The organism is Amycolatopsis sp. NPDC104587, from assembly GCF_055583645.1.
Map to the genome: position 1 here is coordinate 236,473 of NZ_JBVJNO010000006.1, position 24,406 is coordinate 260,878.

Below are 24,406 nucleotides of genomic sequence, written 5' to 3' on the forward strand. Positions count from 1 at the left end.
TACGTTCCGCGGGGCGGCGGCCTTCTTTTGGCCGGATCGGGAACGCCCCGCGGAACGCCCGGTGGCGAAGGGTAGGTTCCTCCGCGAGGGATCGCCCCGTCGGCCGGGCGCGGGGGAACGCGACAAGAACTGTTTCGGGAGCTGCTGGTGACGGTCCGGGTTGCGGTGGACTTCGGGACGTCGAGCACCTGCGTTGTCGCTTCGGTGAACGGGCGCGATCCGCAGGTCGTGGTGATCGACGGCCAGCCGCTGATGTCCTCGGCGGTGTTCGCGGCGGCGGACGGCACGCTGTTCGTCGGCCAGGAGGCCGAGCGGCAGGCGGCCGTCGACCCGTCGCGCTACGAGCCGAACCCGAAACGCCGGATCGACGAGGGTGAGCTGCTGCTCGGCGACAGCGTCCTGCGGGTCACCGACGTCGTGCACGCGGTCCTGGGCCGGGCGGTCGCCGAAGCGCGCCGTCTCGCCGGCGAGGCCGAGGTCGACCTGCTCGTGCTGACCCACCCCGCGGACTGGGGCGCCATCCGCACCCGGCTGCTGCGGCAGGCCGCGGGCGGGCTGGCGCGCGAGGTCGCGCTGGTGCCGGAGCCGGTCGCCGCGGCGGTCTACCACGCGGCGACGTTCGCGCCGCAGGACGTCACCAACGACCGCACCGTGGAGTTCAGCGGCCGCCCGGGGGACGCACTCGCGGTGCTGGACCTCGGCGGCGGCACGGTCGACGTCAGTGTGGTCCGCCGGCTCCCGCCGGACCCCGCCCGCGACCGCTCCGGGCGTCCCCAGCGCGGCGGCTTCCAGGTGCTCGCGACCCGCGGTGACCCGGCGTTCGGCGGCGCGGACATCGACCAGGCGCTGCTGGAGCACGTCGGCGCGCTCGTGGCGGGGGCCGACCAGGACGCGTGGCGCCAGCTCGTCGAAGGGCGTGAGCTGGTCGACCGGCGCCGCCGCCGGGTGCTGCGCCAGGACGTGCGCGGCGCGAAGGAAACCCTCTCCCGGCACGCCTACACCGACGTGCCGATGCCGCCGCCGTTCGCCGACGCGCACGTCACCCGCGAGGACCTGGAGCGGCTGATCACGGCCCCGCTCGGGCGCGCGGTGGAGCTGACGGTCGCGGCGATCGGCGACGCGGGCCTGCGCCCGAAGCAGCTCACAGCGATCTTCCTGGTCGGCGGGTCGAGCCGGATCCCGATGATCTCGCGCCTGGTGCACGAACGCACCGGCGTCGTGCCGACGAGCCTGGACCAGCCCGAGACGGTCGTCGCGCGCGGCGCGCTGCGGGCCGTGCTCGTGGACCCGGACCGCACCGGCGCGCTCCCCGGCGAGGCGATGGCCCGGCTGGGCGCGGTCCCGGGCGGCGCCCTCGGCCCGGCGGCGCAGCGCACCGAAGTCGTCCGGCCCGGTGACGCCGCCCCGCGCCCGGCCGACGCCGGCCAACGTCCGGCGCCGCCGCGCACACCGGGCCCGCCGGCCGCCAACGGGTTCCCGAACCGCGGGGGCCCGCCGCCGTCACCACCGCACGGCCAGCCGGTCGCCCGGCCGCCGTGGACCCCGCCCGCGGGGCAGCCCGCCCCGGGCGGCAACCGCCCCGGCGGCTCCTCCGCGGCGCCGGAGAAGAAGAGCCGCCGGAAGCTGTGGGGGATCGTCGCGGGCGCGGTGGTCGTCGTGGCCGCGCTCGTCGTCGGGGGGATCTTCGTGTTCAGCGACTCGGGCGCCCAGCCCGAAAGCGGCCGGACGCTCTCGCAGTACGACTTCAAGTTCGTCGCACCCGAGGACTGGGTCCAGACCGACGACCGCGTCGCCGAGCGCCAGGTCGTGATCCATCCGCAGGAGTCCCGCGACGGCAACGACCTCCTGGTCGCGCAGGAGTACGTCATGGACTACGACGCGACCGCCGACCCGCAGAAGCTCGCGGACGAGCTCCGGCGGGGTGTGGAGACCGACTCGCGGCAGCAGTACAGCGCGTACAACCCGAGCGCGTCGTACGCGGGCCGGACGGTGATCTTCTACCACCAGGTCAAGCCGGACCGCCCCGACATCCAGGTCGACTGGTACGTCGTGGCGAAGGGCCGGGTCCGCGTCCACGTCGGCTGCCAGTACGCCACGGACCAGCTGAAGGGCCGGGTCGACGCGGCGTGCACGCAGGCCGTGCGCACCGCCGAAATCGTGAACTGAGAGGAGGGCGCGCGGTGCCGTCCGAGGAATTCGAAAGCGCCGCGGCGTCCTTCAAACGGATCGGCCAGGACGCGGTGACGCACGCCCGGCGCGTCGCGGGGAACGCCGTGGCGCGCAACCGGCGTCACCACAGCGAAAACGTCGAATTGCTCAAGCAAAGCGGCCGCGGCGTGAAGTCCGGCGACCCGACTCCGGGCACGCTGCGCGCCGCCGCCGAACGGTTCCGCCGCGCCCGGGGACTGTCCGTTCCGGTTCCCGATCCCGCCGATTCGGTTCCTTCGCGTTCGCAATCTCCCGCCCGGCCCCCTCGAACGGGTGACGACGAGGAGGACTTTTCCCAGATGCGAATCATGAATCGGGATCGCTGATCCTCGGCGAGTGATCGCTGTGCGTGTGCTAACTCCCCTGGTAGGAAGCGCATTTCCGGGTGACGCATCGCCGTGTCGTGGCACGCGGCCAATACCGGCGGCGACCGGTTCCGGACGCGAGCGTTCCCGCAAGCAACTACTTGCCGGCAAACCACGACAAGGGGGAACCGGACATGGCAATGTCTGCGTCGTAGGGCCGTACAAACGAACAAGCCCGGTACGGACGACAACACTTACGAAGGGGGTTCCACCATGAGTGGATTCCAGGGAACACCGCAGCAGTTCACCGAAGCCGAAGGCCGCGTGACCGAGGTCCGCACCGGCATGGACCAGAACCTCGCGACGCTCCGCGACCGCATCGAGGCCACCCGCGCCGGGTGGAAGGGCGAGGCGCAGAAGGCGTTCGACCACGTGATGATGCGGTTCGACGACGACGCGCGCCAGATGAACCAGGCGCTGCAGCGCATCGCCGACCTGCTCCGCGAGGCCGGTTCGAAGTACGCGCGTTCCGAGCAGCAGCAGCAGGAGACCATCGGCGCCCTGAACAAGGGCTTCGAAGCGCTCGGCTGAGCTTCACCCCTGAACTTTTCTTCCCGTACACCAAAACTTTCTCAGCACCGAAGGAGCGAATATGCCCAGCGACGCCGGCATTGTCGTCAATTATGCCACCATCCACGCGGCCGCCGATGACTGCAACAGCACCGGTGGCGAGCTGCAGCAGGCGTTCGACCGCCTGAAGGACGACCTCAAGCCGCTGGTCACCACGTGGACCGGTTCGGCCAAGGAGTCCTACGACGCGGCCCAGCGCACCTGGGACCAGAAGTTCGAGGACCTCAAGCAGGTTCTGGCCCAGATCGCCGCCGCCCTCCCGCAGATCGCCGACGGCTACCAGGCCACGGACAACGCCGTCGAAGGCCTGTTCTGAGCCGCTAGCCCCGGAAACACACCGGCGGGCCCGCACTTCGGTGCAGGGCCCGCCGTTTTCGTTGGTGCGGCGGGGAAGTGCGGACGCGGGTGCCGCGGGCTGCATGTTCTGCTCGATCGCTTCCGCTTCACCCGCAACAAAAACTCAGTGCGGCGCGCCGACCTCGTACTCCGGCCGGTCGTTCAGCACCCGCACCGTCACCTTCTTCTCCTGGCCGCCGATCTGCACCGTGCAGTCGAACGTCGTCCCGTTGCGAGCGGCCTGGTCCGAAGGGCACTGCGCGTTCTTCACGTCCGGCTCGCCGTAGTTCTCGTTGAGGACCTTCACCACACCGTCCTCAAGGGACTGCTGGTCGAGCACGTCGCCGCGGAACGCGCCCAGCAGCCACGCCGCGCCGCCGCCGAGCACCAGCACCACGACCGCGATCCCCGCGATCAGCAACGGCTTCTTCGACTTCGGCTTCCGGGCCGGCTCCGGCGTGAACGCGCCCAGGCCGCCGTACTGCGTCGGCTGGAACCCGCCGCCGTACTGCTGCTGCCCCTGCGCCGGACCGCCGCCGGGCGGTGTCCCCGGCTGGGCCGGCCAGCCGCCGCCGGGAGTGGCGTTCGGCTGCCACGGCCCGGAAAACGACCCGGTCGTGCCGGGCTGGGCCGGGTTCCACTGGCCCGTGTACGAGCCGGTGGGCGGCTCGGGGTTCTGCTGCCACTGGCCGGCGTGCTGGCCGGTCGGCTGCTGCTCCGGCTGCCACGCCGGCGCGTTCGGCTGCTGCGGGTTCGCCGGCGGCTGCCACCACTGGGGCTGCCGCGGGTCGGGCGGCTGGGTCATCGGTGTTCACCTCGGGTCGTGGTCACTGGCCCTGCGCTTCGCCGAGCCGGCGGTAGAACTCGTCCATGGCCGCGCGGTCGGGCAGCACCGTGATCTGCGCCGGGTCCGGCAGCTTGGGCATGTCCTGCAGGCTCGCCTTGCCGGTGAACCGGAAGTCGTACTTGAGCTCGAGCTGGTGGCCGTCGCCGGCGAACTTGGCCTCCATCGCGAACGAGGCGAGGCTGCCGTCCGGGTTCAGCGTGATCGTCGTCGGCACCATCGCCTTCTTCAGCTCCGGGCCCACCTGGCCGACGATGCTCTGCGGCAGGATCTCGACCTTGTCCTTGACGAAGATCTCGAACGGCACGTTGACCGTCAGCGCGGTCTTCCCGTCGCCGAGGCTCTTCGCCCCGCGGACCGCGCGCTTGTCGGCCTTGTAGGCCTCGACGGTCGAGTCCGCCATCCGGCACGGCGTCAGCACCCCGCCCCAGGCGCACGGCAGGATCAGCCCGGCCTCCGGCTTCGGCATCGACACCCACGCCGTCGGCGAGACGCCCGCGTTCACGTACATCGGGCCGAGGTAGGTGTACTCGACCGCGCCGTCCGCGGGGGTGTATGTGTCGATGATCTCGTCGGGGTTCTTCTGCGACCGGTGCCGCACGACGCGGTTCTCCGGGCTGCCGGTGCGGGCCGACGTCACCGTGCTGTGGATCCACTTGTCGTCGAACTTGAAGTAGGCGTCGAGCGAGTTGGTGACGTCGCGCGTGTCGGTGATGGCGTCGCCGAGCTTGCCGATGACCTGCTCGAACTTGCCGCCGACGTAGTCCGCCGCGTCGTCGCCCTTCGGCAGCGCCGTGCCGGCCTTGGCCGTGCCGCACGCGCTGACCAGGGCCAGGACGGCCGCCAGGACGAAGATCGCCGTCGGTCGTCTGCTCATCGCCGTCCCCCGCTCCGATGGAAAGCACCGTGTCGCCCGGATCGTCTCATCCTCGCGTGTCGAGGCGGCGAGTGCAGGCACTTCGGCCGGAAAACCGGGTACAGTCGCTGCGGGCCGGGACTGTTCCGGCCCCTGGACCCACCCCCGATGCGTGGCCGCGGCGGACGTGGGGGTATCTTCATATGTCGTTGTGCGTTGCGGCGCATCAGCGCTAGGCCCGCACAGAACCCACACGCAATGTTGACGACGAGGTAGACCCTTGCCCACGTACAGCCCCAAGCCCGGCGACGTCACTCGTGCCTGGCACGTGATCGACGCCGAGGATGTCGTGCTCGGCCGGCTCGCGACCGAGGTCGCCACGCTGCTGCGCGGCAAGCACAAGCCGACCTACGCCCCGCACGTGGACACCGGTGACTTCGTCATCATCGTCAACGCCGAGAAGGTCGCGCTCACCGGAAACAAGCGCGAGCAGAAGTTCGCGTACCGGCACAGCGGTTACCCGGGCGGTCTGCGGAAGCGCTCGTTCGGCGAGCTGCTCGACTCCAAGCCCGAACACCTTCTCGAGAAGGTCGTCAAGGGCATGCTGCCGAAGAACAAGCTCGGCCGCGCCCAGGCGAAGAAGCTGAAGGTCTACGCCGGCCCGCAGCACCCGCACACCGCGCAGCAGCCGCAGGTGCGCGAGATCACCAAGATCGCGCAGGTCGCGCAGTGAGTGAGGAACAGTCTGTGACCAGCACCGAGACCGAGACCGCCGAGGTCACGACCGAGGCGACCGAGACCGGCGCCGTCGCGACCAGCGAGACCCCCGTCGCCACCAGCGAGTCCGAGGCCGCCCCGCGTCCCTCGCGCGCCGCCGGCGGCAACGCGCAGACCGTCGGCCGCCGCAAGGAAGCCGTCGTCCGCGTGCGCGTCGTCCCGGGCACCGGCGAGTTCAAGCTCAACGGCCGCACCCTCGAGGAGTACTTCCCGAACAAGGTGCACCAGCAGCTCATCCGTGAGCCGCTGGTCCTGGTCGAGAAGCCGGACTCGTTCGACATCTTCGCCAACCTCCACGGTGGCGGCGTCTCGGGCCAGGCGGGCGCGCTGCGCCTCGCGATCGCCCGTGCGCTCATCGAGGTCGACGCCGACGACCGCCCGGCCCTCAAGAAGGCCGGCTTCCTCACCCGTGACGCGCGCGCCACGGAGCGGAAGAAGTACGGCCTCAAGAAGGCCCGCAAGGCCCCGCAGTACAGCAAGCGCTGATCGCGCCCCTGGCGCAACCACCGGAGCGCCCATCCGTCCATCGGATGGGCGCTTCGGCGTTTTCACAGACTGTGTCGTTTCCGGGGTCCGGAGCGACATCCAGGGGTAGCGCGGCCCGGGAGGGCCGCTACGTTGTCGTGGTGGTTGCACTGTCGTAACCGCACTGAGGAGGTCCATCGATGGCACGCCTGTTCGGTACCGACGGGGTCCGTGGCCTGGCCAACGCCGAGCTGACGCCGGAGCTGGCGCTGGCGGTGGCGGCCAGCGCCGCCCGCGTGCTGGCCGCGCACGACCGCTCGCACCGGCCGGTCGCGGTGGTCGGCCGCGACCCGCGCGCCAGCGGTGAGATGCTCGAGGCCGCCGTCGTGGCGGGCCTCACCTCCGCCGGGGCCGACGTGCTCCGCGTCGGCGTGCTGCCGACGCCGGCTGTCGCGTACCTGGTCGGCTCGCTCGAGGCCGACCTCGGTGTGATGATCTCCGCGTCGCACAACCCGATGCCCGACAACGGCATCAAGCTCTTCGCCGCGGGCGGGCACAAGCTCCCCGACGGCATCGAGGACGAGATCGAAGCCGGCCTGGCCGACGGCAAGGTCCGCCCGACCGGCACCGGCGTCGGCCGCGTCCACGACGTCGACGACGCCCTCGACCGCTACGCCACCCACCTCCTCGCTGCGACGCCGCACTCGCTGGCCGGGCTGAAGATCGTCGTCGACTGCGCGAACGGCGCGTCGTCGGCCGCCGCCCCCGAGATCTACCGCCGGGCGGGGGCCGAGGTCGTCGCGCTGTTCGCCGAGCCGGACGGCGTCAACATCAACGACCACTGCGGCTCGAACCACCCCGAGAAGCTGCGCAAGGCGGTCGTCGAGCACGGCGCCGACCTCGGCATCGCCCACGACGGCGACGCCGACCGCTGCGTGGCCGTCGACTCCGCGGGCGAGCTCGTGGACGGCGACCAGATCATGGCGGTGCTGGCCCTGGCGCTGGCCGAGTCCGGTGAGCTGCACAAGGACACGCTGGTCGCGACCGTGATGAGCAACCTCGGCCTGCACCTGGCCATGAAGGCCCACAGCATCAACGTCGTCACGACGGCGGTCGGTGACCGCTACGTCCTCGAGGAGCTCCGCGCCAGCGGCTTCGCCCTCGGCGGCGAGCAGTCCGGCCACGTCGTCCTGCCGGCGCACGCCACCACGGGTGACGGCCTGCTCACCGCGCTGCGCCTGATGAGCCGCATGGCCGAGACGGGCAAGTCCCTCGCCGACCTGGCGGCCGTGATGAACCGCCTGCCGCAGGTGCTGGTGAACGTCCCGGTCGCGGACAAGGCGGCGGTGGCCGGCTCGACCGAGGTCCGCGACGCCGTCGACGAGGTCGAGGCCGAGCTGGGCGAGGAGGGCCGGGTGCTGCTGCGGCCGTCCGGGACCGAGCAGCTGGTCCGTGTGATGGTGGAGGCCCCGGCCCAGGCCACGGCGCAGGCGGCGGCCGACCGCCTGGCCGGCGTCGTCTCAGCCGTCTCGTAACCCGTCGTGAGTGGTAATTCGGGTTAGAACCCTAATTGCCACTCACGACAACTTGCGCCGAGACCAGGCCGTGGAACACCGGGTGGGTCTTCCACTGGACGTCGCCCACCCGGCACCCGCCGCTCAAGAGCTTCGCCAGCGCGCCGAGCGCGATCTCACCCTCGGCCACCGCGACGCCGGAGCCCGGGCACGCGTGCCGCCCGAGGCCGAACGGCAGGCCGTCGGCCAGTGAGACGGCCACCGGCCCGTCCGGGCCGAAGCGCAGGACGTACCGGGCCGGGCAGATCGTGGTGACCAGGTCACGCACACCGCGCGGGTGCGAAGAAGCCAGCTCCAGCCCGGCGCAGGCCAGGAAGTTCAGCGAGTTCTCGTAGGCCGCGTGGGCCAGGACGACCGGGTTGATGGCGAGCTCGTCGTCGTCGATCCGCCCGGCCGCGTGCGCCGCCCGCAACGCCGTCAGCCCGCCCGGCCCGGCGGTGGCCCGGCTGAGCTGCACCGACAGCCGGAATGCCGACGCCTGGGCCGCCCGGTCGGCGCCGCCGAGGACGTCGAGGTTCGCCGTCGTCCGTTCCAGGTGGTCCAGGAAGACGTCGTCGAGCGGCACCCCCAGCACCGCCGCCGTGACGGCGCCCGCGATCGGCCGGGCGAAGTCGCGCACCAGGTCGAACGACGTCCCGAGCTCGCTCACGACCGTCTCGATGGACGCGCGCAGCGACTCCGGCAGCGGCTCGAGCCCGGCGATGATCTCCCGCAGGACTCCGCGCACCCGCGTGTGGCCTTCGCCGTCGCGCAGCAGGACGCTCGGTGAGCCGCCGCCGGGGTCGGAGGTCAGGTCGGGGGAACGCAGGGCGTGCACACACGCGTCGCGACCGGAGACCACCCGGATCCCGTGCCGCTCGAACTCGTCCATCGCCTGCCCACGGTAGGGCAGGATGGGGCCGTGCCGCCCGCAGACGTCCCGGACGAGGTCCTGAGCACGCCGTTCACGGCCCACCTGCTCCGCAACGCGGCCACCGACCGGCCCGCGTTCACCTGCCGCACGTACCCGGGACCCGTCGACCACACGCTGAGCTGGCCGCGGCTGCTCGACCGGGTCCGCGGGGTCGCCCGCGAGCTGCGGCGCACGACCCGGCCCGGCGACCGGGTGGCGATCGTCGCCCGCCAGGACCTGGACTACGTCATCGCGTTCCTCGGCACGCTCTACGCGGGGCGCGTCGCCGTTCCGCTGTCGGTCCCGACCGGGCGGACCGGCCGCGCGCGGATCGAGTCGGCCTTCGCGGACGCCACCCCGGCGGCCTGCCTGACCTCGAAGAACCTGCTGGACAAGATCCCGCCGGGCAGCGCACTGGCCGTCGAGGACATCGAGCCGGACACCACCGAGCCGCCCGCTGACGTGGCGATGACCGACCCGGCCTACCTGCAGTACACGTCGGGTTCCACGCGCCGCCCGGCCGGCGCGGTGATCTCGCACCGCGCGCTCGTGGCCGCCTGCTGGCAGACGACCGAGTGTTACCACGCCGACGCGTCGACCCACCTGGCCGGCTGGGTGCCGTTCTTCCACGACATGGGGCTCGTCCTGCTGATCGGCACGCCCGTCTTCCTCGGCGCGCACTCGGTGTTCTGCACACCGATGGAGTTCGTGCGCGACCCGCTGCGCTGGGTTCGGCTGCTCGCCGAGCACCCCGGCGCGATCACCGCGGCGCCGAACTTCGCCTTCGACCTGGCCGCCGAGGCGGCGGGGGAGCTGGGGGACGTCGACCTTTCGCACGTCAACGCGGTGCTCAACGGCAGCGAGCCGGTCCGCGCGGCCAGCCTCGACGCCTTTCACCGCGCCTTCGCGCCGTTCGGGCTGCCGCGGGCCGCCCTCAAGCCGTGTTACGGGCTGGCCGAGGCGACGGTGTTCGTCGCGAGCGCGGGGGACGAGGGCCCGACCGTCACGGATTTCGACCACGGCGAGCTGGTCTCGGTGGGCCGTCCGTACGGTCAGCGCGTCCGCATTGTCGACAAAGAGATCTGGGTGGCGGGTCCCAACGTCGCCGACGGATACTGGGGCCGGCCGGACCGCGGCGAGACCTTCACCGAGGACGGCTGGCTCCGCACCGGCGACCTCGGCTTCGTCCACGACGGCCTGCTCTACGTCACCGGCCGGCGCAAGGACCTGATCATCGTGGACGGCCGCAACCACTACCCCCAGGACATCGAGGCGACCGTCGAGGCCGCCCACCCGGCGGTCCGCGCCGGCCGGGTCGCCGCGTTCGCCGTCGAAGACGGCCACGGCGAGGGCGTCGCGGTGGTGGCCGGGTGTGCCACGCCGGACGACGAGGCGGTCGCGACGGCCGTGCGGCGCGCGGTGTCGGCCGGCCACGACCTCCCGCTGCGCGCCCTGTGGCTGGTCCGGCCCGGCGCGGTGCCGCGGACCTCCAGCGGCAAGGTGTCCCGCGCCGCCGCCCGCGACCGCTGGTGGGGCGAGAATGGGCGCCATGGATGACGCCGCCCTCGCCGAGGAGATCCGGAAGATCGTCGGCACCGCCCTGCAGCTCGAGCCCGGGCAGCTGACCGACACCACGCCGTTCGACGACATCGGCATGACGTCCCGGCAGCGCGTCCAGCTGCTCGCGCGGGTCGAGGTGCGCTTCGGCGTCTCGGTCGACCTGGACGAGCTCGACCGGCTCGTCGACGTCCGCGGGGTCGCCGAAGTGGTTTCCGAGTCGATCGCGGCGCAGCGCCCCACCGGGTGAGTGCTCTTCGCCGAAGCCCAGGTCGGGCGGGCGGCCGAACGCTAGACTCTGTGTGCATCTGCGACGGCACCGAATCGCGACCGGGTGCGTCACAGTCTTGACACCCGGAACAGGGGCCGTGGATCGAAGGGGGAAAGCCGACCATGCCAAACGGTTACGAAGCGAGTTCGGAGGCGATGACGCGGGCGCAGATCCGCCTCAACGACGCCGCCGACGACCCGGCCGCGGAAGCCAAGAAGGTCGCGCCGACCGAAATCGCGCAAGCGGACTTCGGGCGCGTCCACGGTGAGGGCTTCCCGAAGTACAAGTCCGGGATCGACGAGATCGGCGCCGGCATGACCGGGCTGTCGAACGCGCTCATGAACCTCGGCAGCGGCATCGGCACCGCCGGTTCGAAGTACACCGCTCAGGAACAGAACGCCAGCTCGACGGCGAAGTCGGCGGGGAGCAAGTAATGGCCGACTGGGCGGAAATCAAGAAGGTCCTCGACGACCCGAACGTCTCCATGGCGACGAAGCAAGAGCTCATGGAGGAGTACGACCGCAACACCTTCAACTTCAACGACGAAGAAGAAAGGTACGCGAAGGAGTATGTCGAGGGTTACTCCGACGGCGACAACGACGGTTACCGCGTTCTCGAGAACGACGACACCGACGAGATCGTCGCCCGCGCGAAGCAGGAATCGGCCGCCAAGGGCCAGGAACAGCAGCGCGAGACCAATCGCAAGAACGACGCGAAGAAGAACCTCGACGGAATCGCCGCGCCGACGCTGGGGGCCGGCGCGAAGAGCTCGGACGAAATGCTCGACCAGGGCAACGTCACCGTCGACTTCCTGGTGCTGTGGACCAACGACATCTGGAACAAGATCAAGGGCGGCACCGGCCAGCTCGACGCGCAGAAGGACCTCAAGGACAAGTTCCACGAGAACCGCGGGATCCAGTTCCAGAAGTTCCTCACCGAGGCCGACGACCTCGGCAAGGCGCACAAGGTCGTCGAGGACACGCTGGCCAAGAGCGACACCGAGCTCCAGACCCTCTTCGGGGAGTGGAAGGGCAAGGGCGCGAACGCGGCCGAGATCAAGTACGACGAGACGATCAAGCCGCACGCCAAGGAGCTGTCGCAGCAGATCGACGGCGCCGCGAAGCTGATCCCGGAGACCGTGACGCACGTCTACGACGCTGTCAAGAAGAAGGTCGACGAGGTCCTCGCGCTGCACCGCACGACGATCGCGCAGGCCGACATCAACATGGCCCGCGACGTCCTCAAGATCGCGAACGGCGAGACCGAAGAGTTCGACGACTTCATGAAGGTCGCCGGCTGGGTCGACGCGGTGAACGCGAAGAACGGCAACCAGACCAACCTCGCCGAGCGCCTGCAGAACGACGACTGCGGCTTCAACGACGAGAACAAGGACTACGGCCGCCAGGTCTGCCGCTACTGGCGCGACGGCGCGTTCACGACCGAGTTCCAGAGCCTGATCAAGGCGTTCGACGGCTCCTGCAAGTCCGCCAAGGACACGATCGACCAGCAGTTCGGCGCGCTCGCGCGGTTCATGGACGGCTACCGCAACCAGCTGACCGAGGCCAAGAGCGACGGCAAGGGCGGCGACGACACCGGCGGCGGTGACACGCACAACGGCAACGGCGGCGACACCGGCGGCGGCGGGTCCACCGGGGGCGGCGGTTCGACCGGCGGCGGGGGCAGCACGGGCGGCGGCGGGGCCACGACGCCGTCGGCGACCGCGGAGCCGCCCAAGGCCGAGGACCCGGCGAAGCCCGAGGACGGCAAGAACCCGATCACCGGGCAGCCCCTCGAGGTCGACCCGGACACCGGCAAGCCGTACCCGATCGACCCGACGACCGGCGAGGCCATCAAGGACACCGACGACACCGACACCGTGTCGGTGAAGAAGGGCGACAACACGATCGAGATGTCCGAGCCCGACAAGGAGGGCAAGCAGGACATCTCCGTGGACGACGGCCACGGCAACAAGAAGGACTACCACCTCGACTGGGGTGACGACGACAAGGCCGACGCGGCCAAGGACGCCGACGGCAAGGGCGCCGACGCCGCCAAGGACGGCAGCTTCGGCCCGCAGGGCAGCCAGCAGCCGGGGAAGGACGGGCAGCCCTCGGCCGACGGCTCCTACAAGCCGGGCCCGGACGGCAAGATCCACATCAAGGACGGCAACCTCGAGATCACGGCCGAGCGGCCGGAGGGCCCGGACGGCCCCACGATCGTCACCGTCGACGACGGCAAGGGCGAGCCGACGACGTACACGCTCGACGAGAAGGACGACCCCAAGGCCGGCGACCTGAAGAACGACCCGGCACCGGGCACCGAGAAGGACGCCTCGTCGACCGGCAACGGCTCCGCCGTCCACCACGACACGGACGCCGAGTCGCCGCTGACGAAGGACCCGGCGCCGCCCAACCCGGACCCGGGCTTCACGCACAGCGAGGCCGCGTCCGCTTCGGGCGGCGGCGGCGGTGGGTTCAGCACGCCGGGCGGGCAGGACTTCTCCGGTGACTTCGGTGGCTCCGCCGGCGCGGAACCGGCGGTCGCGACGGCCGACGCGGGCGCCGGCGGTGGCGGGGCCGGCGCCGATGCGACGTCGACGGCCGGCGCGAGCGACTTCGGCTCCGCGGTCACCGGCGGCGGCTCGGCGGACTTCGCCGGCGCGGTGTCGCTGGACCCGGGGTCCCAGTCGGGCGCCAGTGACGCGGCGGTCCCGATGTCCGACGGCGGCGGGCTCGGCGCGACCCCGGTCGACCCGGGCGCGCACCAGGCCGCCGCGAGCTCCGCCAGCGGGATGAGCGGCATGGGGGGCATGGGCGGGATGATGGGCGGCATGGGTGGCGCGCCGGGCGGGGGCGGCGGTGGCGACCAGCAGCGCGGGGCCAGCCAGTACCGCGTCGAGGGCAACGTCTTCGAGACGAGCGGCGCGAAGGGCCGCATCAGCGGCTCGCTGGACGACGAGGGTGACCGCTCGATCCGGTACGACCGGTGACGAGGGCTGAGGAGGGCCGATGAGCAGCGCCGAAGACCGGTACCGCGCGGCGGTGTCCACAATGGACGCCGCGGCGCGGGAGCAGGACGAGCAGCGGGGGCTGCGCGAACGCCGGGTCGCGGAGGCCGAGGCGCAGGCGCGCGAGGGGCTGAAGCAGGAGATGGCCGCCGCGCAGAAGTACGCCGAGCACATGGACGAGCTCAACAAGCGCAAGCAGAGCGCGGGCGGCTGGGCCACGGAGAAGGCGCTGGCCGACAAGAACCGCGAGTCGCTGATGGAGTTCGGCGTCCACGACGAGGAGACCGAGCCGACCAGCAGCTTCGCCGGCTACTCGGCACCCAGCGCGGCGCCGCCCCGCCCGGAGCCGGCCCCGGAACCGCCGCCGGCGCCCCCGGTCGCGGAGCAGCCGCGGCGAGGGCGGCACGCGCGTCCGGTGGAGGACGAGGACGACTTCTCCAGCACGAGCTGGCTGGTCTGAGGTTCCGTCGAAAGGCCCGGCTTCGGCCGGGCCTTTCGCGCGTCAGTGGGCGGGCTCTTCTTCCCGCTCGATCGGGGCGCGCTTGACGTCCGCGTCGAGCAGGGACCGGTACTTGTCGGTGCCGGTGAGGTGGGTCAGGAAGAAGGCCGTGAACAGCGCGCGGGTGAGCCGCTGGGTGCCCCGGTGCGGCTTGCCGTGCATGACCAGCTGCGACCAGTGCTTGCCCTCGGTGACCCCCAGGTGCGTCGCTTTGCCGAGGGTCCGGAGCTGGACGTCTTCGCCGCCCCAGGCATCGGTGATCGCCTCGGCGTGCGCGATCTTGGGAGCAACGAGGTCTTCCTCGGCGGCCAGGTGCAGCCCGGGCACGGTGATGGCCTTGGCCGACTCGGTGGCCGGCGGAAGCGTTTGCGCGGCGGCGATGGTGGCAACGGCCTTGATCCGCGGCGTCTCGGCCTGAGCGTCCTGCGCCGCGGCGAGGACGGCGGAGCCACCCCCGGTCGAGTGCCCGGCGAGCCCGAGCTTGGCCGGATCGACGCTGATGCCGTCCGGCCCCAGCCGCACGGTGGTGACGACGTCGAGGGTGGTCAGGAGGTCGGCGGCGAGCAGCCGGTGCGACGGCAGCGGGCCGCGCTGGGTGGCCGGAGCGGCGGCAACGATGCCCCAGCTGGCGAGGTGGTGGAGAAGCTGCCGGTACCGATGGGGAGGCTGCAGCCACCCGTGCCCAAAGGCAACGGCGGGCAACCCGAGACCGGAGCGCGGCGTGAAGACCACCCCGGGCAGCCCGACCAGGGCAAGATCGCCCCGCAGGACCTCATGCGGACCCGGGTGCGTCAACTCCGCGAGCAGCTGCTTGGGCTTGCTGGCCATAACGCGAACCCTACTGCGCGCCCCTTCCGACGGCTCGCTCGCCGCCCCGGCGGGCGCAAAGCAATGAGACCGGAAGGCGAAAGCAGGACCGGCACTCCACCCAGACCCCTCCCCCCACCCCGATCCAAAGCCAGAACACGGACGGTAGCGACGGGTCAAGGCATCTTTCCCGCCTTGACGCGGCGCTGCCGTCCGTAGTCACAATCAGGCGTCGGGGTGGCGGGCAACAAAGCCCCACGTGTGGGTGAAACGGCATTGGTCCGGACCACGTCCACCAGCGTCCACGCAGGTCAGGACCGGTTCACAGACCCCGTCAACTCACCCAAAATCCCTCGTTAGGCTTGTCCGCGTGTGTGGAATCGTGGGATACGTCGGGCACCGCCCGGCTCTGGACGTCGTCCTCGGCGGGCTCCGGCGCATGGAGTACCGCGGTTACGACTCGGCCGGTGTCGCGGTGCTGGACGGCGCCGGCGAGCTGACCGTCGAGCGCAAGGCGGGCCGGCTGGCCAACCTGGAGGCCGAGCTCGACAAGGTCGGCCGGGACAGCTTCGGCGGCACCGCCGGCATGGGGCACACCCGCTGGGCCACCCACGGCGCGCCGGTCGACCGGAACTCGCACCCGCACCGGGACACCTCCCAGCGGGTCGCCGTCGTGCACAACGGCATCATCGAGAACTTCGCCGCCCTCCGCGCGGAGCTCGAGGCCGACGGTGTCGAGATGACCAGCGACACCGACAGCGAGACCGCCGCGCACCTGATCGCGCGCGCCTACGCCGACGGGGACACCAGGGGGGACTTCGTCGCGAGCGTCGCCGGGGTCTGCCGGCGGCTCGAAGGCGCCTTCACGCTCGTCGTGACGCACGCCGACCACCCGGACACCATCGTCGCCGCGCGGCGGTCGTCGCCGCTGGTCGTCGGCGTGGGGGAGGGGGAGCACTTCGTCGCCTCCGACGTCTCGGCGTTCATCGAGCACACCCGCGAGGCCGTCGAGCTGGGCCAGGACCAGCTCGTCGTGATCACCCGCGAGGGCTACGAGGTCACCGACTTCCACGGCGACGCCGCCCAGGCGAAGCCGTTCACCGTCGACTGGGACCTGAGCGCCGCCGAAAAGGGCGGCCACGAGTACTTCATGCTCAAGGAGATCGAGGAGCAGCCGGAGGCGCTGGCGAACACCCTTCGCGGGCACTTCGACAACGGCCGGATCATCCTCGACGAGCAACGCATCTCCGACCAGGACCTCCGTGACGTCGACAAGGTCTTCGTCGTCGCGTGCGGTTCGGCCTACCACTCCGGGCTGGTCGCCAAGTACGCCATCGAGCACTGGTGCCGCCTCCCGGTCGAGGTCGAGCTGGCCAGCGAGTTCCGCTACCGCGACCCGGTGCTCGACCGCGCGACGCTGGTCGTCGCCGTGTCGCAGTCCGGCGAGACGGCGGACACGCTCGAAGCCGTCCGGCACGCGCGTGAGCAGAAGGCGCGCGTCCTGGCCGTCTGCAACACCAACGGCGCGCAGATCCCACGCGAGTCCGACGCGGTTCTCTACACCCACGCCGGCCCCGAGATCGGCGTCGCCTCGACCAAGGCGTTCCTCGCCCAGATCGCGGCGAACTACTTGGTCGGCCTGGCACTGGCGCAGGCCCGCGGCACGAAGTACCCGGACGAGGTCGCGCGCGAGTTCGCCGAGCTCGAGGCCATGCCCGCGGCCGTCCAGAAGGTACTGTCCACTGTGGACCAGGTCCGCGACCTCGGCCGCCGCATCGCGGACTCGAAGGCGGTGCTGTTCCTCGGCCGCCACGTCGGGTTCCCGGTCGCCCTCGAAGGCGCGCTGAAGCTCAAGGAGCTCGCGTACATGCACGCCGAGGGCTTCGCGGCCGGCGAGCTCAAGCACGGCCCGATCGCGCTGATCGAAGAGGGCCTGCCGGTCGTCGTCGTGATGCCGTCACCCAAGGGACGCGCGGTGCTGCACTCGAAGCTCGTGTCGAACATCAGCGAGATCCAGGCCCGCGGCGCCCGCACGATCGTGATCGCCGAAGAGGGTGACGAGACGGTGCGGCCGTTCGCGGACGAGCTGATCGAGGTCCCCGCGGTGCCGACGCTGCTGCAGCCGCTCGTGTCCACCGTGCCGCTGCAGGTGCTGGCCGCGGAGATCGCCCGCGCCCGCGGGTACGACGTCGACAAGCCGCGTAACCTGGCGAAGTCCGTCACTGTGGAATAACACAGCGTAGAAGGGTCGCCGCCGTGCAGGGAATCTGGACCACGGAACGGATTCGCGAGGCGGAGGCGCGGGCGTTCGCCGTCACGCCGGAAGGCGAGCTGATGCGGCGGGCGTCGTTCGGGCTCGCGGTGCAGATCGCGGACCTGCTCGAAGACCACACCGGCGGCGTCTCGGGTCGCCGGGTCGTGCTGCTCGTGGGCTCCGGCGACAACGGCGGTGACGCGCTCTGGGCGGGGGCTTTCCTGCGGCGGCGCGGAGTCGCCGTCACGGCCGTCCTGCTGGGCTCGCGGGCGCACGAAGCCGGGCTCAGGGCGTTGCGCCGGGCCAAGGGGCGGGTGGTGTCCGCCGAGGACGGTCCACAGTGGATTTCCCGGGCGGACGTCGTGGTCGACGGGATCGTCGGCATCTCGGCGTCCGGTTCCCTCCGCCCGGACGCGGCCCGGCTGGTTTCGCTGGTGGAAGCGCCGATCGTGGCGGTCGACCTGCCCAGCGGTGTCGACCCGGACACCGGCGCGGTCGACGGCCCGGCGGTCCGCGCGACCCGGACGGTGACGTTCGGCGCGCTCAAGCCGGTGCACGTGCTGGCGCCGTCGTGGTGCGGCGAGGTCGTGCTGGTCGACATCGGCCTCGAGCTGGCCGACCCTTCGCTGCAGCGGCTGGACATCACCGACATCGCCGCGGCCTGGCCGGTGCCCGGGCCCGACGACGACAAGTACAGCCAGGGCGTCGTCGGCGTCGCGGCGGGCTCGGCGACGTATCCGGGCGCGGCGGTCCTGACGGCGGGTTCGGCGGTCCGCGCGACGGCGGGGATGGTCCGCTACGCGGGCCACGCGGCGGACGTTGTCCGGGCGCAGTGGCCGGAGGTCATCGCGACGGGCACGGTCGCGGACGCCGGCCGCGTGCAGGCGTGGGCGGTCGGCCCGGGCATCGGCATCGGCTCGGAAGGCCGCGACGTCGTCCGGTACGTGCTCGGCCAGGGCTTGCCGGTGTGCGCGGACGCCGACGCGACGACGATCATCGCGAAGTCACCCGAGGTCCTCGACGCCCGCGACCCGGACACGCCGCTGGTCCTGACCCCGCACGCGGGCGAGTACGAGCGGTTGATGGGCCGCAGGCCGGGGCCGGACCGCGTGACGGCGGCGCGCGAAGCGGCGAAGAAGTACAACGCGGTGGTGCTGCTGAAGGGGCACGTCACGGTGGTGGCGGCCCCGGACGGCCGCGTGGCGGTCAACAAGCCCCACGGCGCGTGGCTGGCGACCCCGGGTTCAGGCGACGTCCTGTCGGGCCTGCTCGGCTCGCTGCTGGCGGCAGGCTTGGACCCATGGCTGGCCGCGGCGACGGCGGCCCACGTGCACTCCCTGGCGGGCGCGATCGCGGCCCAGAACGCCCCGACGTCGTCCTCGGCCCTGGTCCACGCGATCCCGGAAGCGATCCGCGCGATCCGCTCCCTCACATCCTGACCCGCACTTTCACGTGAAAGTGCGGCGACAGAGTTATCGAGTTGCCTGTTAACTCCGGGCGATAAATCTGGTAAGAATGCCGTGTGAGCGGCGGCACAGCACCTGGAGACCGGAAGACCCGGCCGTCCGATGCCGTGGTCGAGCAGCGGCGGCAGGACATCCTCGACCACGTCATCGAGCAGGGCGAAGTCCGCATCGACGACCTGACGACGAAGTTCCGCGTCAGCCTGATGACCATCCACCGCGACCTCGACGACCTGGCCGAACGCCGGCTCCTGCGCAAGCTCCGCGGCAAGGTCGAGGCCTACCCGGCGCTCACCATCGAGACCGCCGCCCGCTTCCGCGACACCCTTCACCACGGTGAGAAAGAGGCCCTCGGCGAAGCCGCCGCGAACCACGTCCAGCCCGGGCAGACCGTCTTCGTCGACGACTCCACCACCCTCCTGCCGCTGGTCAAGCGCCTGGCCGAGATCGACGCCCTCACCGTCGTCACCAACTCGCTGCACGCCGCGCGGCTGCTCGGCCCGAAGACCGACGTCGTCCTCGCGGGCGGGCGCTACTCGCCGGAGTACGACTCCTGCGCCGGGCCCGAGGTGCTCGGCCTGCTCGACTCCATCCGCGCCGACGTCTCGTTCGTGTCGGTCACGGCGGTCGCCGTCGGGCGGCTCTACCACCCGGACCGCGACTACGCCGAGCTCAAGAAGGCCGCGCTGAAGGTCGCCAACCGGACCGTCCTCGTGGTCGACCACTCGAAGTTCGGCCGCACCGCGACCTACGCGCACGGCGACGTCGGGGACTACGACCTGCTCATCACCGGGGAGACCACGCCGACCGAGGAGATCGAGGCCGCGCTCAACGCGGGCACCACGATCGAGATCGTCGAACACGTCGAGGAGGGTCAGCCCTATGACAGCTGAGCTGGTGGCCGGCATCGATTCGTCCACGCAGTCGTCCAAGGTCGTCGTGTGCGACGCGCGCACCGGCGAGATCGTCCGGAGCGGCCGCGCGCCGCACCCGGACGGCACCGAGGTCGACCCCGCCGCCTGGTGGGGGGCGTTCCAGGAGGCGACCACGGGCCTGCTCGACGACGTCCAGGCCATCGGGGTCGGCGGCCAGCAGCACGGCATGGTCACCCTCGACGAGGACAACGAGGTCGTCCGGCCCGCGCTGCTCTGGAACGACACGCGCTCGGCGCAGTCGGCCCTCGACCTGATCACCGAGCTCGGCGGGCCGTCGGTCTGGGCCAAGTCCGTCGGCTCGGTGCCGGTCGCGAGCTTCACGGTCACGAAGCTGCGCTGGCTGGCCGACCACGAGCCGAAGCTCGCCGACCGCGTCGCCCGGGTCATGCTGCCGCACGACTGGCTGACCTGGAAGCTCACCGGCGGCGACCCGGTCACCGACCGCGGTGACGCGTCCGGCACCGGCTACTTCTCGCCGTCCGACAACGCCTACCGCCTCGATGTCCTGACCCACGCCTTCGGCGGCCGGACGCCGGAGCTGCCGACCGTGCTCGGCCCGGCCGACACCGCCGGCCCCACGGCGAACGGCGTGCTCGTGTCCGCCGGCACCGGCGACAACATGGCCGCCGCACTGGCCCTCGAGCTCCAGCCCGGTGACGTCGTCGTGTCGCTCGGCACCAGCGGCACCGTGTTCGGCGTCGCGGAGACCGGCGCGGCCGACGCGACCGGCGAGGTCGCCGGGTTCGCCGACGCCACCGGCCGCTTCCTCCCGCTGGCCTGCACCCTCAACGCGGCCCGCGTGCTCACCTCGACCGCCGCGATGCTCGGCGCGACGCTGAGCGAGTTCGACCGGCTCGCCCTGCGGGCCGAGCCCGGCGCCGGCGGCCTCACCTTCCTGCCCTACCTGGACGGCGAGCGCACCCCGAACCTGCCGGACGCCACCGGTTCGCTGACCGGCCTGACCCGGGCGAACATGACACCGGAGAACCTCGCGCGCAGCGCCGTCGAAGGCATGCTGTGCGGCCTGGCCGCCGGTCTCGACGCCGTCCGCGCGCACGGTCTCGACGTCCGCCGGGTGCTGCTGATCGGCGGGGGCGCGCAGTCGCGGGCAGTCCAGGCGATCGCGCCGCTCGTGTTCGGCGTGCCCGTGCAGCTGCCCGAAGTCGCCGAGTACGTCGCCGTCGGCGCGGCGCGGCAGGCGGCCTGGGCCCTGGCTTCCAGTGCGGAACCCCCGTCCTGGCAGGAAAACACTCAGACGCGGCTCGAGCTGGACGAGCCGACCGAGGCGCAGCGCGCCGAGGGCCACCGGATCCAGCAGCGCCACCTCGAAGCCCGCGAAGCGGCTTACGGGGTCCGGCGGACTTTCGGAGAGGACTGACCGATGGCTTCCATCACCTACGACAAGGCGACCCGGCGTTACCCGGGTTCCGAGCGCCCCGCGGTCGACGCGCTGGACCTGGAGATCTCCGACGGTGAGTTCCTGGTGCTGGTCGGCCCGTCCGGCTGCGGCAAGTCGACCAGCCTGCGCATGCTCGCCGGCCTCGAGGACATCGACGACGGCGCCGTCTGGATCGGCGACCGCGACGTCACGCAGCTGCCGCCGCGCTCGCGCGACATCGCGATGGTGTTCCAGAACTACGCGCTGTACCCGCACATGACGGTCGCGCAGAACATGGGCTTCGCGCTGAAGATCGCCGGCCGCCCCGCGTCCGAGATCAAGCAGAAGGTCCTCGAGGCCGCGAAGCTGCTGGACATCGAGCAGTACCTCGACCGCAAGCCGAAGGCGCTCTCCGGTGGTCAGCGCCAGCGCGTCGCGATGGGCCGCGCGATCGTGCGCGAGCCGCAGGTCTTCCTGATGGACGAGCCGCTGTCGAACCTCGACGCGAAGCTGCGTGTCTCGACGCGTACGCAGATCGCCGCGCTGCAGCGCCGCCTCGGCGTCACGACCGTGTACGTCACGCACGACCAGGTCGAGGCTATGACGATGGGTGACCGCGTCGCCGTGCTGTCGGACGGCCTGCTCATGCAGTGCGACACCCCGCGCGCGCTGTACGACCGACCCGCGAACGCTTTTGTCGCCGGGTTCATCGGCTCGCCCGCGATGAACCTCGTCACCGCGAAGCTGACGGCGGACGGCGCCGAGGTCGGTGGCGCGCGCGTGCCGCTGACCCGCGAGACCATCGCCGCGGCCGACGGCGACACCGTGACCCTCGGCTTCCGGCCGGAGGCCCTCGAGGTCGCCACCGGTGACGGCACCCTGCCGATCAAGGTGGAGCTGGTCGAGGAGCTCGGCTCGGACGCCTACGTCTACGGCAAGCTCGCCGAGACCGACGCCGCCGACAACAAGTCGAACGTCGTCGCCCGGGTCGACCCGCGCACGCCGCCTGCCATGGGCGACACGCTCAACCTGCGGATCCGCGCCGACGAGCTGCACGTGTTCTCCGCCACGTCCGGGCTGCGCCTGCCCTGACCTCGGGTCATGGGAAACTGGAGGGCGTTATGCCTTCCAGTTCTTCCCATGAGCGCAGCCCGCGGGCCCAGGTCGACATCGACCTCGACGCCATCCGCCACAACCTCACCCTGCTGGGCGCCCGCGCGCCCGGCAGCGAGGTGATGGCCGTGGTGAAGGCCGACGCCTACGGCCACGGCGCGCTGCCGGTGGCGCGCGCCGCGGTCGAGGCCGGCGCGAGCTGGCTCGGCACGTGCTCCCTCGAAGAGGCTCTCGCCCTCCGCGAAGGCGGGATCACGACGCGGCTGTTCAGCTGGCTGGACGTCCCGGAGGTCGACTTCGCGGCGGGCATCGAGGCCGGCGTCGACCTCGCCGCCAGCTCGCTGGGTGAGCTACGTCGCATCGCGGCCGCCGTCCCCGCGGGTATTCAGGCTCGTGTGCACCTCAAAATCGACACCGGGCTCTCACGCAACGGCTGCCCGCCCGCCCGCTGGGCCGAGCTGGTCGAAGCGGCGGCCGCCGAGCCGCGGGTCGAGGTCGTCGCGATCTGGTCCCACCTCGCGTGCGCGGACGAGCCGGGCCACCCCTCCATCGACGCGCAGGCGAAGCGCTTCGCCGAGGCCTACGACGTCGCGCGTGCCGCCGGGCTCGACCCGAAGCGGCACCTGGCGAACTCGGCGGCCCTGTTGACGCGGCCGGACCTGCACTTCGACGTCGTCCGGCCGGGCATCGCGATGTACGGGCTCAACCCGGTGCCGCAGGCCGAGGACCTGCGCCCGGCCATGACGTTCCGGTCGGCGGTCGCGCTGGTCAAGCGGGTCGAAGCCGGGGAGTCGGTGTCCTACGGGCACACCTGGACCGCGGCGCGCGACACGAACCTCGCGCTGGTGCCGGCCGGGTACGCCGACGGCGTGCCGCGGTCGCTGTCCGGCCGGATGGACGTCTGGCTCGGCGGGCAGCGGCGGCCGGTGGCCGGGCGCGTCTGCATGGACCAGCTGGTCGTGGACTGCGGTGACTTCGAACCGGCCGTCGGCGACGAGGTCGTCCTGTTCGGCGCCGGGACGCGCGGCGAGCCGACGGCCCGCGAATGGGCCGACAAGCTGGGCACCATCGACTACGAGATCGTCACCTCGATGTACCGCCCGCGGGTGCGGCGCCGGTATCCGGGAGAGCGCTCGTGACACCCTCACGTCGACTGCTGGCCATCGCCGGCGGGGTCGGGGCCCTCGCCACCGGGACCGCCGCCGCCGCTATCGTCGCCGCGCAGCAGCGGCGGCACAGTGAGGATCCGTACGTGGACGAGCCGCTGGGGGAGCTGAAGCCGGACCGCACGTCCACGGTCGCGGCCGACGACGGCACGCCGCTTTCGGTCGAGGAGATCGACCCGGAGGACGGCGGCAAGCCCGAACTGACCGTCGTGGGGGTGCACGGCTTCGCGCTTTCGCGGCGCTGCTGGCATTTCCAGCGTCGCGACCTCGCGTCGCTTCGGCTGCCACGGGTGCGTCAGGTGTACTACGACCACCGCAGCCACGGCCTTTCCGGCGCGGCTTCGGCGGAGACGTCGACCATCGAGCAACTGGCGCGCGACCTGGACGTGGTGCTGCGGTCCGTGGTGCCGGAGGGGCCCATCGTGCTGATGGGGCACTCGATGGGCGGCATGGTGATCATGGAGCTGGCCGCGGAGTTCCCTTCGCTCTTCGAAAACCGCGTCGCGGGTGTCGCGTTCATCGCGACCGCGGCGGGCGAAGTGGGCGCACGCGGGTTGCCGCGTTCGCTGCTCTCGAAGTACAACCCGCTGACGCGCGCCGCCGGCGGTCTCGCGGGCTGGCAGCCCGGGCTGGTCGAGTTCGTGCGCGCGGCCGGCGGGCAGCTGACGCGCCAAGCGGTGCGGCGGCTGGCGTTCGGCAGCCGCGACGTCGCGCCGAGGCTCGTCGACTTCATGCTCGAGATGCTCGAAGTGACCCCGGTGAAGGGGCTCGTCAACTTCGTCGACACGCTCGGCAGCCACAACCGCTACGCCGCGCTGGCCGGGCTGAAGCACGCGGAAGTGCTGGTCATCGGCGGTGATTCGGACCGCTTCACGCCGTTCGCGCACGCCGAGCGGATCGCCTCCGAGCTGCCGGACGCCGAGCTGGTGCGGGTGCGCGGCGCCGGGCACATGGTGCAGCTCGAGCAGCCCGAGCTGGTGAACAGCCATCTGATCGATCTCCTGCAACGCTGTTCCGGTGTGGACGGCGAAACCTCGACTCAGCGAAACTGGTGGTGGCCCCGTTGACC

The 24,406-nt window shown here is 71.7% G+C and carries 23 protein-coding genes; 19 read left to right on the top strand and 4 right to left on the bottom strand.

Going from position 1 to position 24,406, the window contains the following annotated elements; genetic code table 11:
• Nucleotides 1-147: 147 nt before the first annotated feature.
• The 4 genes from ACZ61C_RS19945 to ACZ61C_RS19960 all read left to right on the top strand — a co-directional run bounded on the left by ACZ61C_RS19945 (nt 148) and on the right by ACZ61C_RS19960 (nt 3,459).
• Nucleotides 148-2,166: a type VII secretion-associated protein gene (locus ACZ61C_RS19945; RefSeq protein WP_465308708.1), complete on the top strand. Its 2,019-nt coding sequence runs from the start codon at nt 148-150 to the stop codon at nt 2,164-2,166.
• Nucleotides 2,167-2,180: 14 nt separating this feature from the next.
• Nucleotides 2,181-2,534 (top strand): hypothetical protein, encoded by a 354-nt coding sequence (locus tag ACZ61C_RS19950; protein WP_465308710.1) that lies wholly within the window; start codon nt 2,181-2,183, stop codon nt 2,532-2,534.
• Between the two features lie 252 nt (nt 2,535-2,786).
• Entirely contained in the window at nt 2,787-3,104 is a 318-nt protein-coding gene (locus ACZ61C_RS19955) for a WXG100 family type VII secretion target (protein WP_465308712.1), read from the top strand.
• Nucleotides 3,105-3,165: 61 nt separating this feature from the next.
• Nucleotides 3,166-3,459 (top strand): WXG100 family type VII secretion target, encoded by a 294-nt coding sequence (locus tag ACZ61C_RS19960; protein ID WP_465308714.1) that lies wholly within the window; start codon nt 3,166-3,168, stop codon nt 3,457-3,459.
• 144 nt (nt 3,460-3,603) lie between these two features.
• On the opposite strand, the gene ACZ61C_RS19965 is transcribed toward ACZ61C_RS19960, so the two are convergent.
• Both ACZ61C_RS19965 and ACZ61C_RS19970 read right to left on the bottom strand, forming a co-directional pair.
• Complete coding sequence (locus ACZ61C_RS19965; RefSeq protein ID WP_465308716.1) at nt 3,604-4,284, bottom strand: DUF4333 domain-containing protein; 681 nt, start codon at nt 4,282-4,284, stop codon at nt 3,604-3,606.
• A gap of 22 nt (nt 4,285-4,306) precedes the next feature.
• Complete coding sequence (locus tag ACZ61C_RS19970; protein ID WP_465308718.1) at nt 4,307-5,200, bottom strand: hypothetical protein; 894 nt, start codon at nt 5,198-5,200, stop codon at nt 4,307-4,309.
• A gap of 259 nt (nt 5,201-5,459) precedes the next feature.
• Between ACZ61C_RS19970 and rplM the strand changes: the two genes are divergently transcribed.
• From rplM to glmM, 3 genes are all read left to right on the top strand, one after another.
• Nucleotides 5,460-5,912, top strand: a complete 453-nt coding sequence (gene rplM / locus ACZ61C_RS19975; protein ID WP_465308720.1) for a 50S ribosomal protein L13 — start codon at nt 5,460-5,462, stop codon at nt 5,910-5,912.
• 14 nt (nt 5,913-5,926) lie between these two features.
• On the top strand, nt 5,927-6,442 hold the full coding sequence (gene rpsI, locus ACZ61C_RS19980) for a 30S ribosomal protein S9 (protein ID WP_465308722.1): 516 nt from the start codon (nt 5,927-5,929) through the stop codon (nt 6,440-6,442).
• 179 nt (nt 6,443-6,621) lie between these two features.
• Nucleotides 6,622-7,956 carry a phosphoglucosamine mutase gene (gene glmM, locus ACZ61C_RS19985; protein ID WP_465308724.1) on the top strand — a complete coding sequence of 445 codons (1,335 nt, stop codon included), beginning with the start codon at nt 6,622-6,624 and terminating at the stop codon, nt 7,954-7,956.
• 31 nt (nt 7,957-7,987) lie between these two features.
• On the opposite strand, the gene ACZ61C_RS19990 is transcribed toward glmM, so the two are convergent.
• The gene (locus ACZ61C_RS19990) at nt 7,988-8,866 is read right to left on the bottom strand and encodes a cytochrome P450 family protein (protein WP_465308726.1); all 879 of its coding nucleotides are present in this window, start codon (nt 8,864-8,866) and stop codon (nt 7,988-7,990) included.
• Between the two features lie 30 nt (nt 8,867-8,896).
• On the opposite strand from ACZ61C_RS19990, the gene ACZ61C_RS19995 reads away from it, so the two are divergent.
• From ACZ61C_RS19995 to ACZ61C_RS20015, 5 genes are all read left to right on the top strand, one after another.
• Nucleotides 8,897-10,444 carry a fatty acyl-AMP ligase gene (locus tag ACZ61C_RS19995; RefSeq protein WP_465308727.1) on the top strand — a complete coding sequence of 516 codons (1,548 nt, stop codon included), beginning with the start codon at nt 8,897-8,899 and terminating at the stop codon, nt 10,442-10,444.
• Nucleotides 10,437-10,694 (top strand): acyl carrier protein, encoded by a 258-nt coding sequence (locus tag ACZ61C_RS20000; protein ID WP_465308729.1) that lies wholly within the window; start codon nt 10,437-10,439, stop codon nt 10,692-10,694. Before ACZ61C_RS19995 ends, ACZ61C_RS20000 begins: the two co-directional genes overlap by 8 nt.
• 143 nt (nt 10,695-10,837) lie before the next feature.
• On the top strand, nt 10,838-11,149 hold the full coding sequence (locus ACZ61C_RS20005; protein ID WP_465308731.1) for a hypothetical protein: 312 nt from the start codon (nt 10,838-10,840) through the stop codon (nt 11,147-11,149).
• Nucleotides 11,149-13,704: a WXG100 family type VII secretion target gene (locus ACZ61C_RS20010; protein ID WP_465308733.1), complete on the top strand. Its 2,556-nt coding sequence runs from the start codon at nt 11,149-11,151 to the stop codon at nt 13,702-13,704. The genes ACZ61C_RS20005 and ACZ61C_RS20010 overlap by 1 nt, the downstream gene beginning before the upstream one ends.
• A gap of 19 nt (nt 13,705-13,723) precedes the next feature.
• Nucleotides 13,724-14,182, top strand: a complete 459-nt coding sequence (locus tag ACZ61C_RS20015; protein WP_465308735.1) for a hypothetical protein — start codon at nt 13,724-13,726, stop codon at nt 14,180-14,182.
• Between the two features lie 42 nt (nt 14,183-14,224).
• Here the strand turns inward: ACZ61C_RS20015 and ACZ61C_RS20020 are convergent, their stop codons facing one another.
• Nucleotides 14,225-15,049, bottom strand: a complete 825-nt coding sequence (locus ACZ61C_RS20020; protein ID WP_465308737.1) for a dienelactone hydrolase family protein — start codon at nt 15,047-15,049, stop codon at nt 14,225-14,227.
• Between the two features lie 349 nt (nt 15,050-15,398).
• On the opposite strand from ACZ61C_RS20020, the gene glmS reads away from it, so the two are divergent.
• The 7 genes from glmS to ACZ61C_RS20055 all read left to right on the top strand — a co-directional run bounded on the left by glmS (nt 15,399) and on the right by ACZ61C_RS20055 (nt 24,404).
• Entirely contained in the window at nt 15,399-17,261 is a 1,863-nt protein-coding gene (gene glmS / locus ACZ61C_RS20025) for a glutamine--fructose-6-phosphate transaminase (isomerizing) (RefSeq protein ID WP_465308739.1), read from the top strand.
• Nucleotides 17,262-17,284: 23 nt separating this feature from the next.
• Nucleotides 17,285-18,721: an NAD(P)H-hydrate dehydratase gene (locus ACZ61C_RS20030; RefSeq protein WP_465308741.1), complete on the top strand. Its 1,437-nt coding sequence runs from the start codon at nt 17,285-17,287 to the stop codon at nt 18,719-18,721.
• 83 nt (nt 18,722-18,804) lie between these two features.
• Nucleotides 18,805-19,638 carry a DeoR/GlpR family DNA-binding transcription regulator gene (locus tag ACZ61C_RS20035; RefSeq protein ID WP_465308743.1) on the top strand — a complete coding sequence of 278 codons (834 nt, stop codon included), beginning with the start codon at nt 18,805-18,807 and terminating at the stop codon, nt 19,636-19,638.
• On the top strand, nt 19,628-21,058 hold the full coding sequence (xylB, locus tag ACZ61C_RS20040; RefSeq protein WP_465308745.1) for a xylulokinase: 1,431 nt from the start codon (nt 19,628-19,630) through the stop codon (nt 21,056-21,058). Before ACZ61C_RS20035 ends, xylB begins: the two co-directional genes overlap by 11 nt.
• Nucleotides 21,059-21,061: 3 nt before the next feature.
• Nucleotides 21,062-22,150, top strand: coding sequence for an ABC transporter ATP-binding protein (locus ACZ61C_RS20045; RefSeq protein WP_465308747.1), 1,089 nt, complete (start codon nt 21,062-21,064; stop codon nt 22,148-22,150).
• 29 nt (nt 22,151-22,179) lie between these two features.
• The gene (gene alr / locus ACZ61C_RS20050; RefSeq protein ID WP_465308749.1) at nt 22,180-23,310 is read left to right on the top strand and encodes an alanine racemase; all 1,131 of its coding nucleotides are present in this window, start codon (nt 22,180-22,182) and stop codon (nt 23,308-23,310) included.
• Nucleotides 23,307-24,404 carry an alpha/beta fold hydrolase gene (locus tag ACZ61C_RS20055; protein ID WP_465308751.1) on the top strand — a complete coding sequence of 366 codons (1,098 nt, stop codon included), beginning with the start codon at nt 23,307-23,309 and terminating at the stop codon, nt 24,402-24,404. Before alr ends, ACZ61C_RS20055 begins: the two co-directional genes overlap by 4 nt.
• The last annotated feature ends 2 nt before the right edge of the window (nt 24,405-24,406 follow it).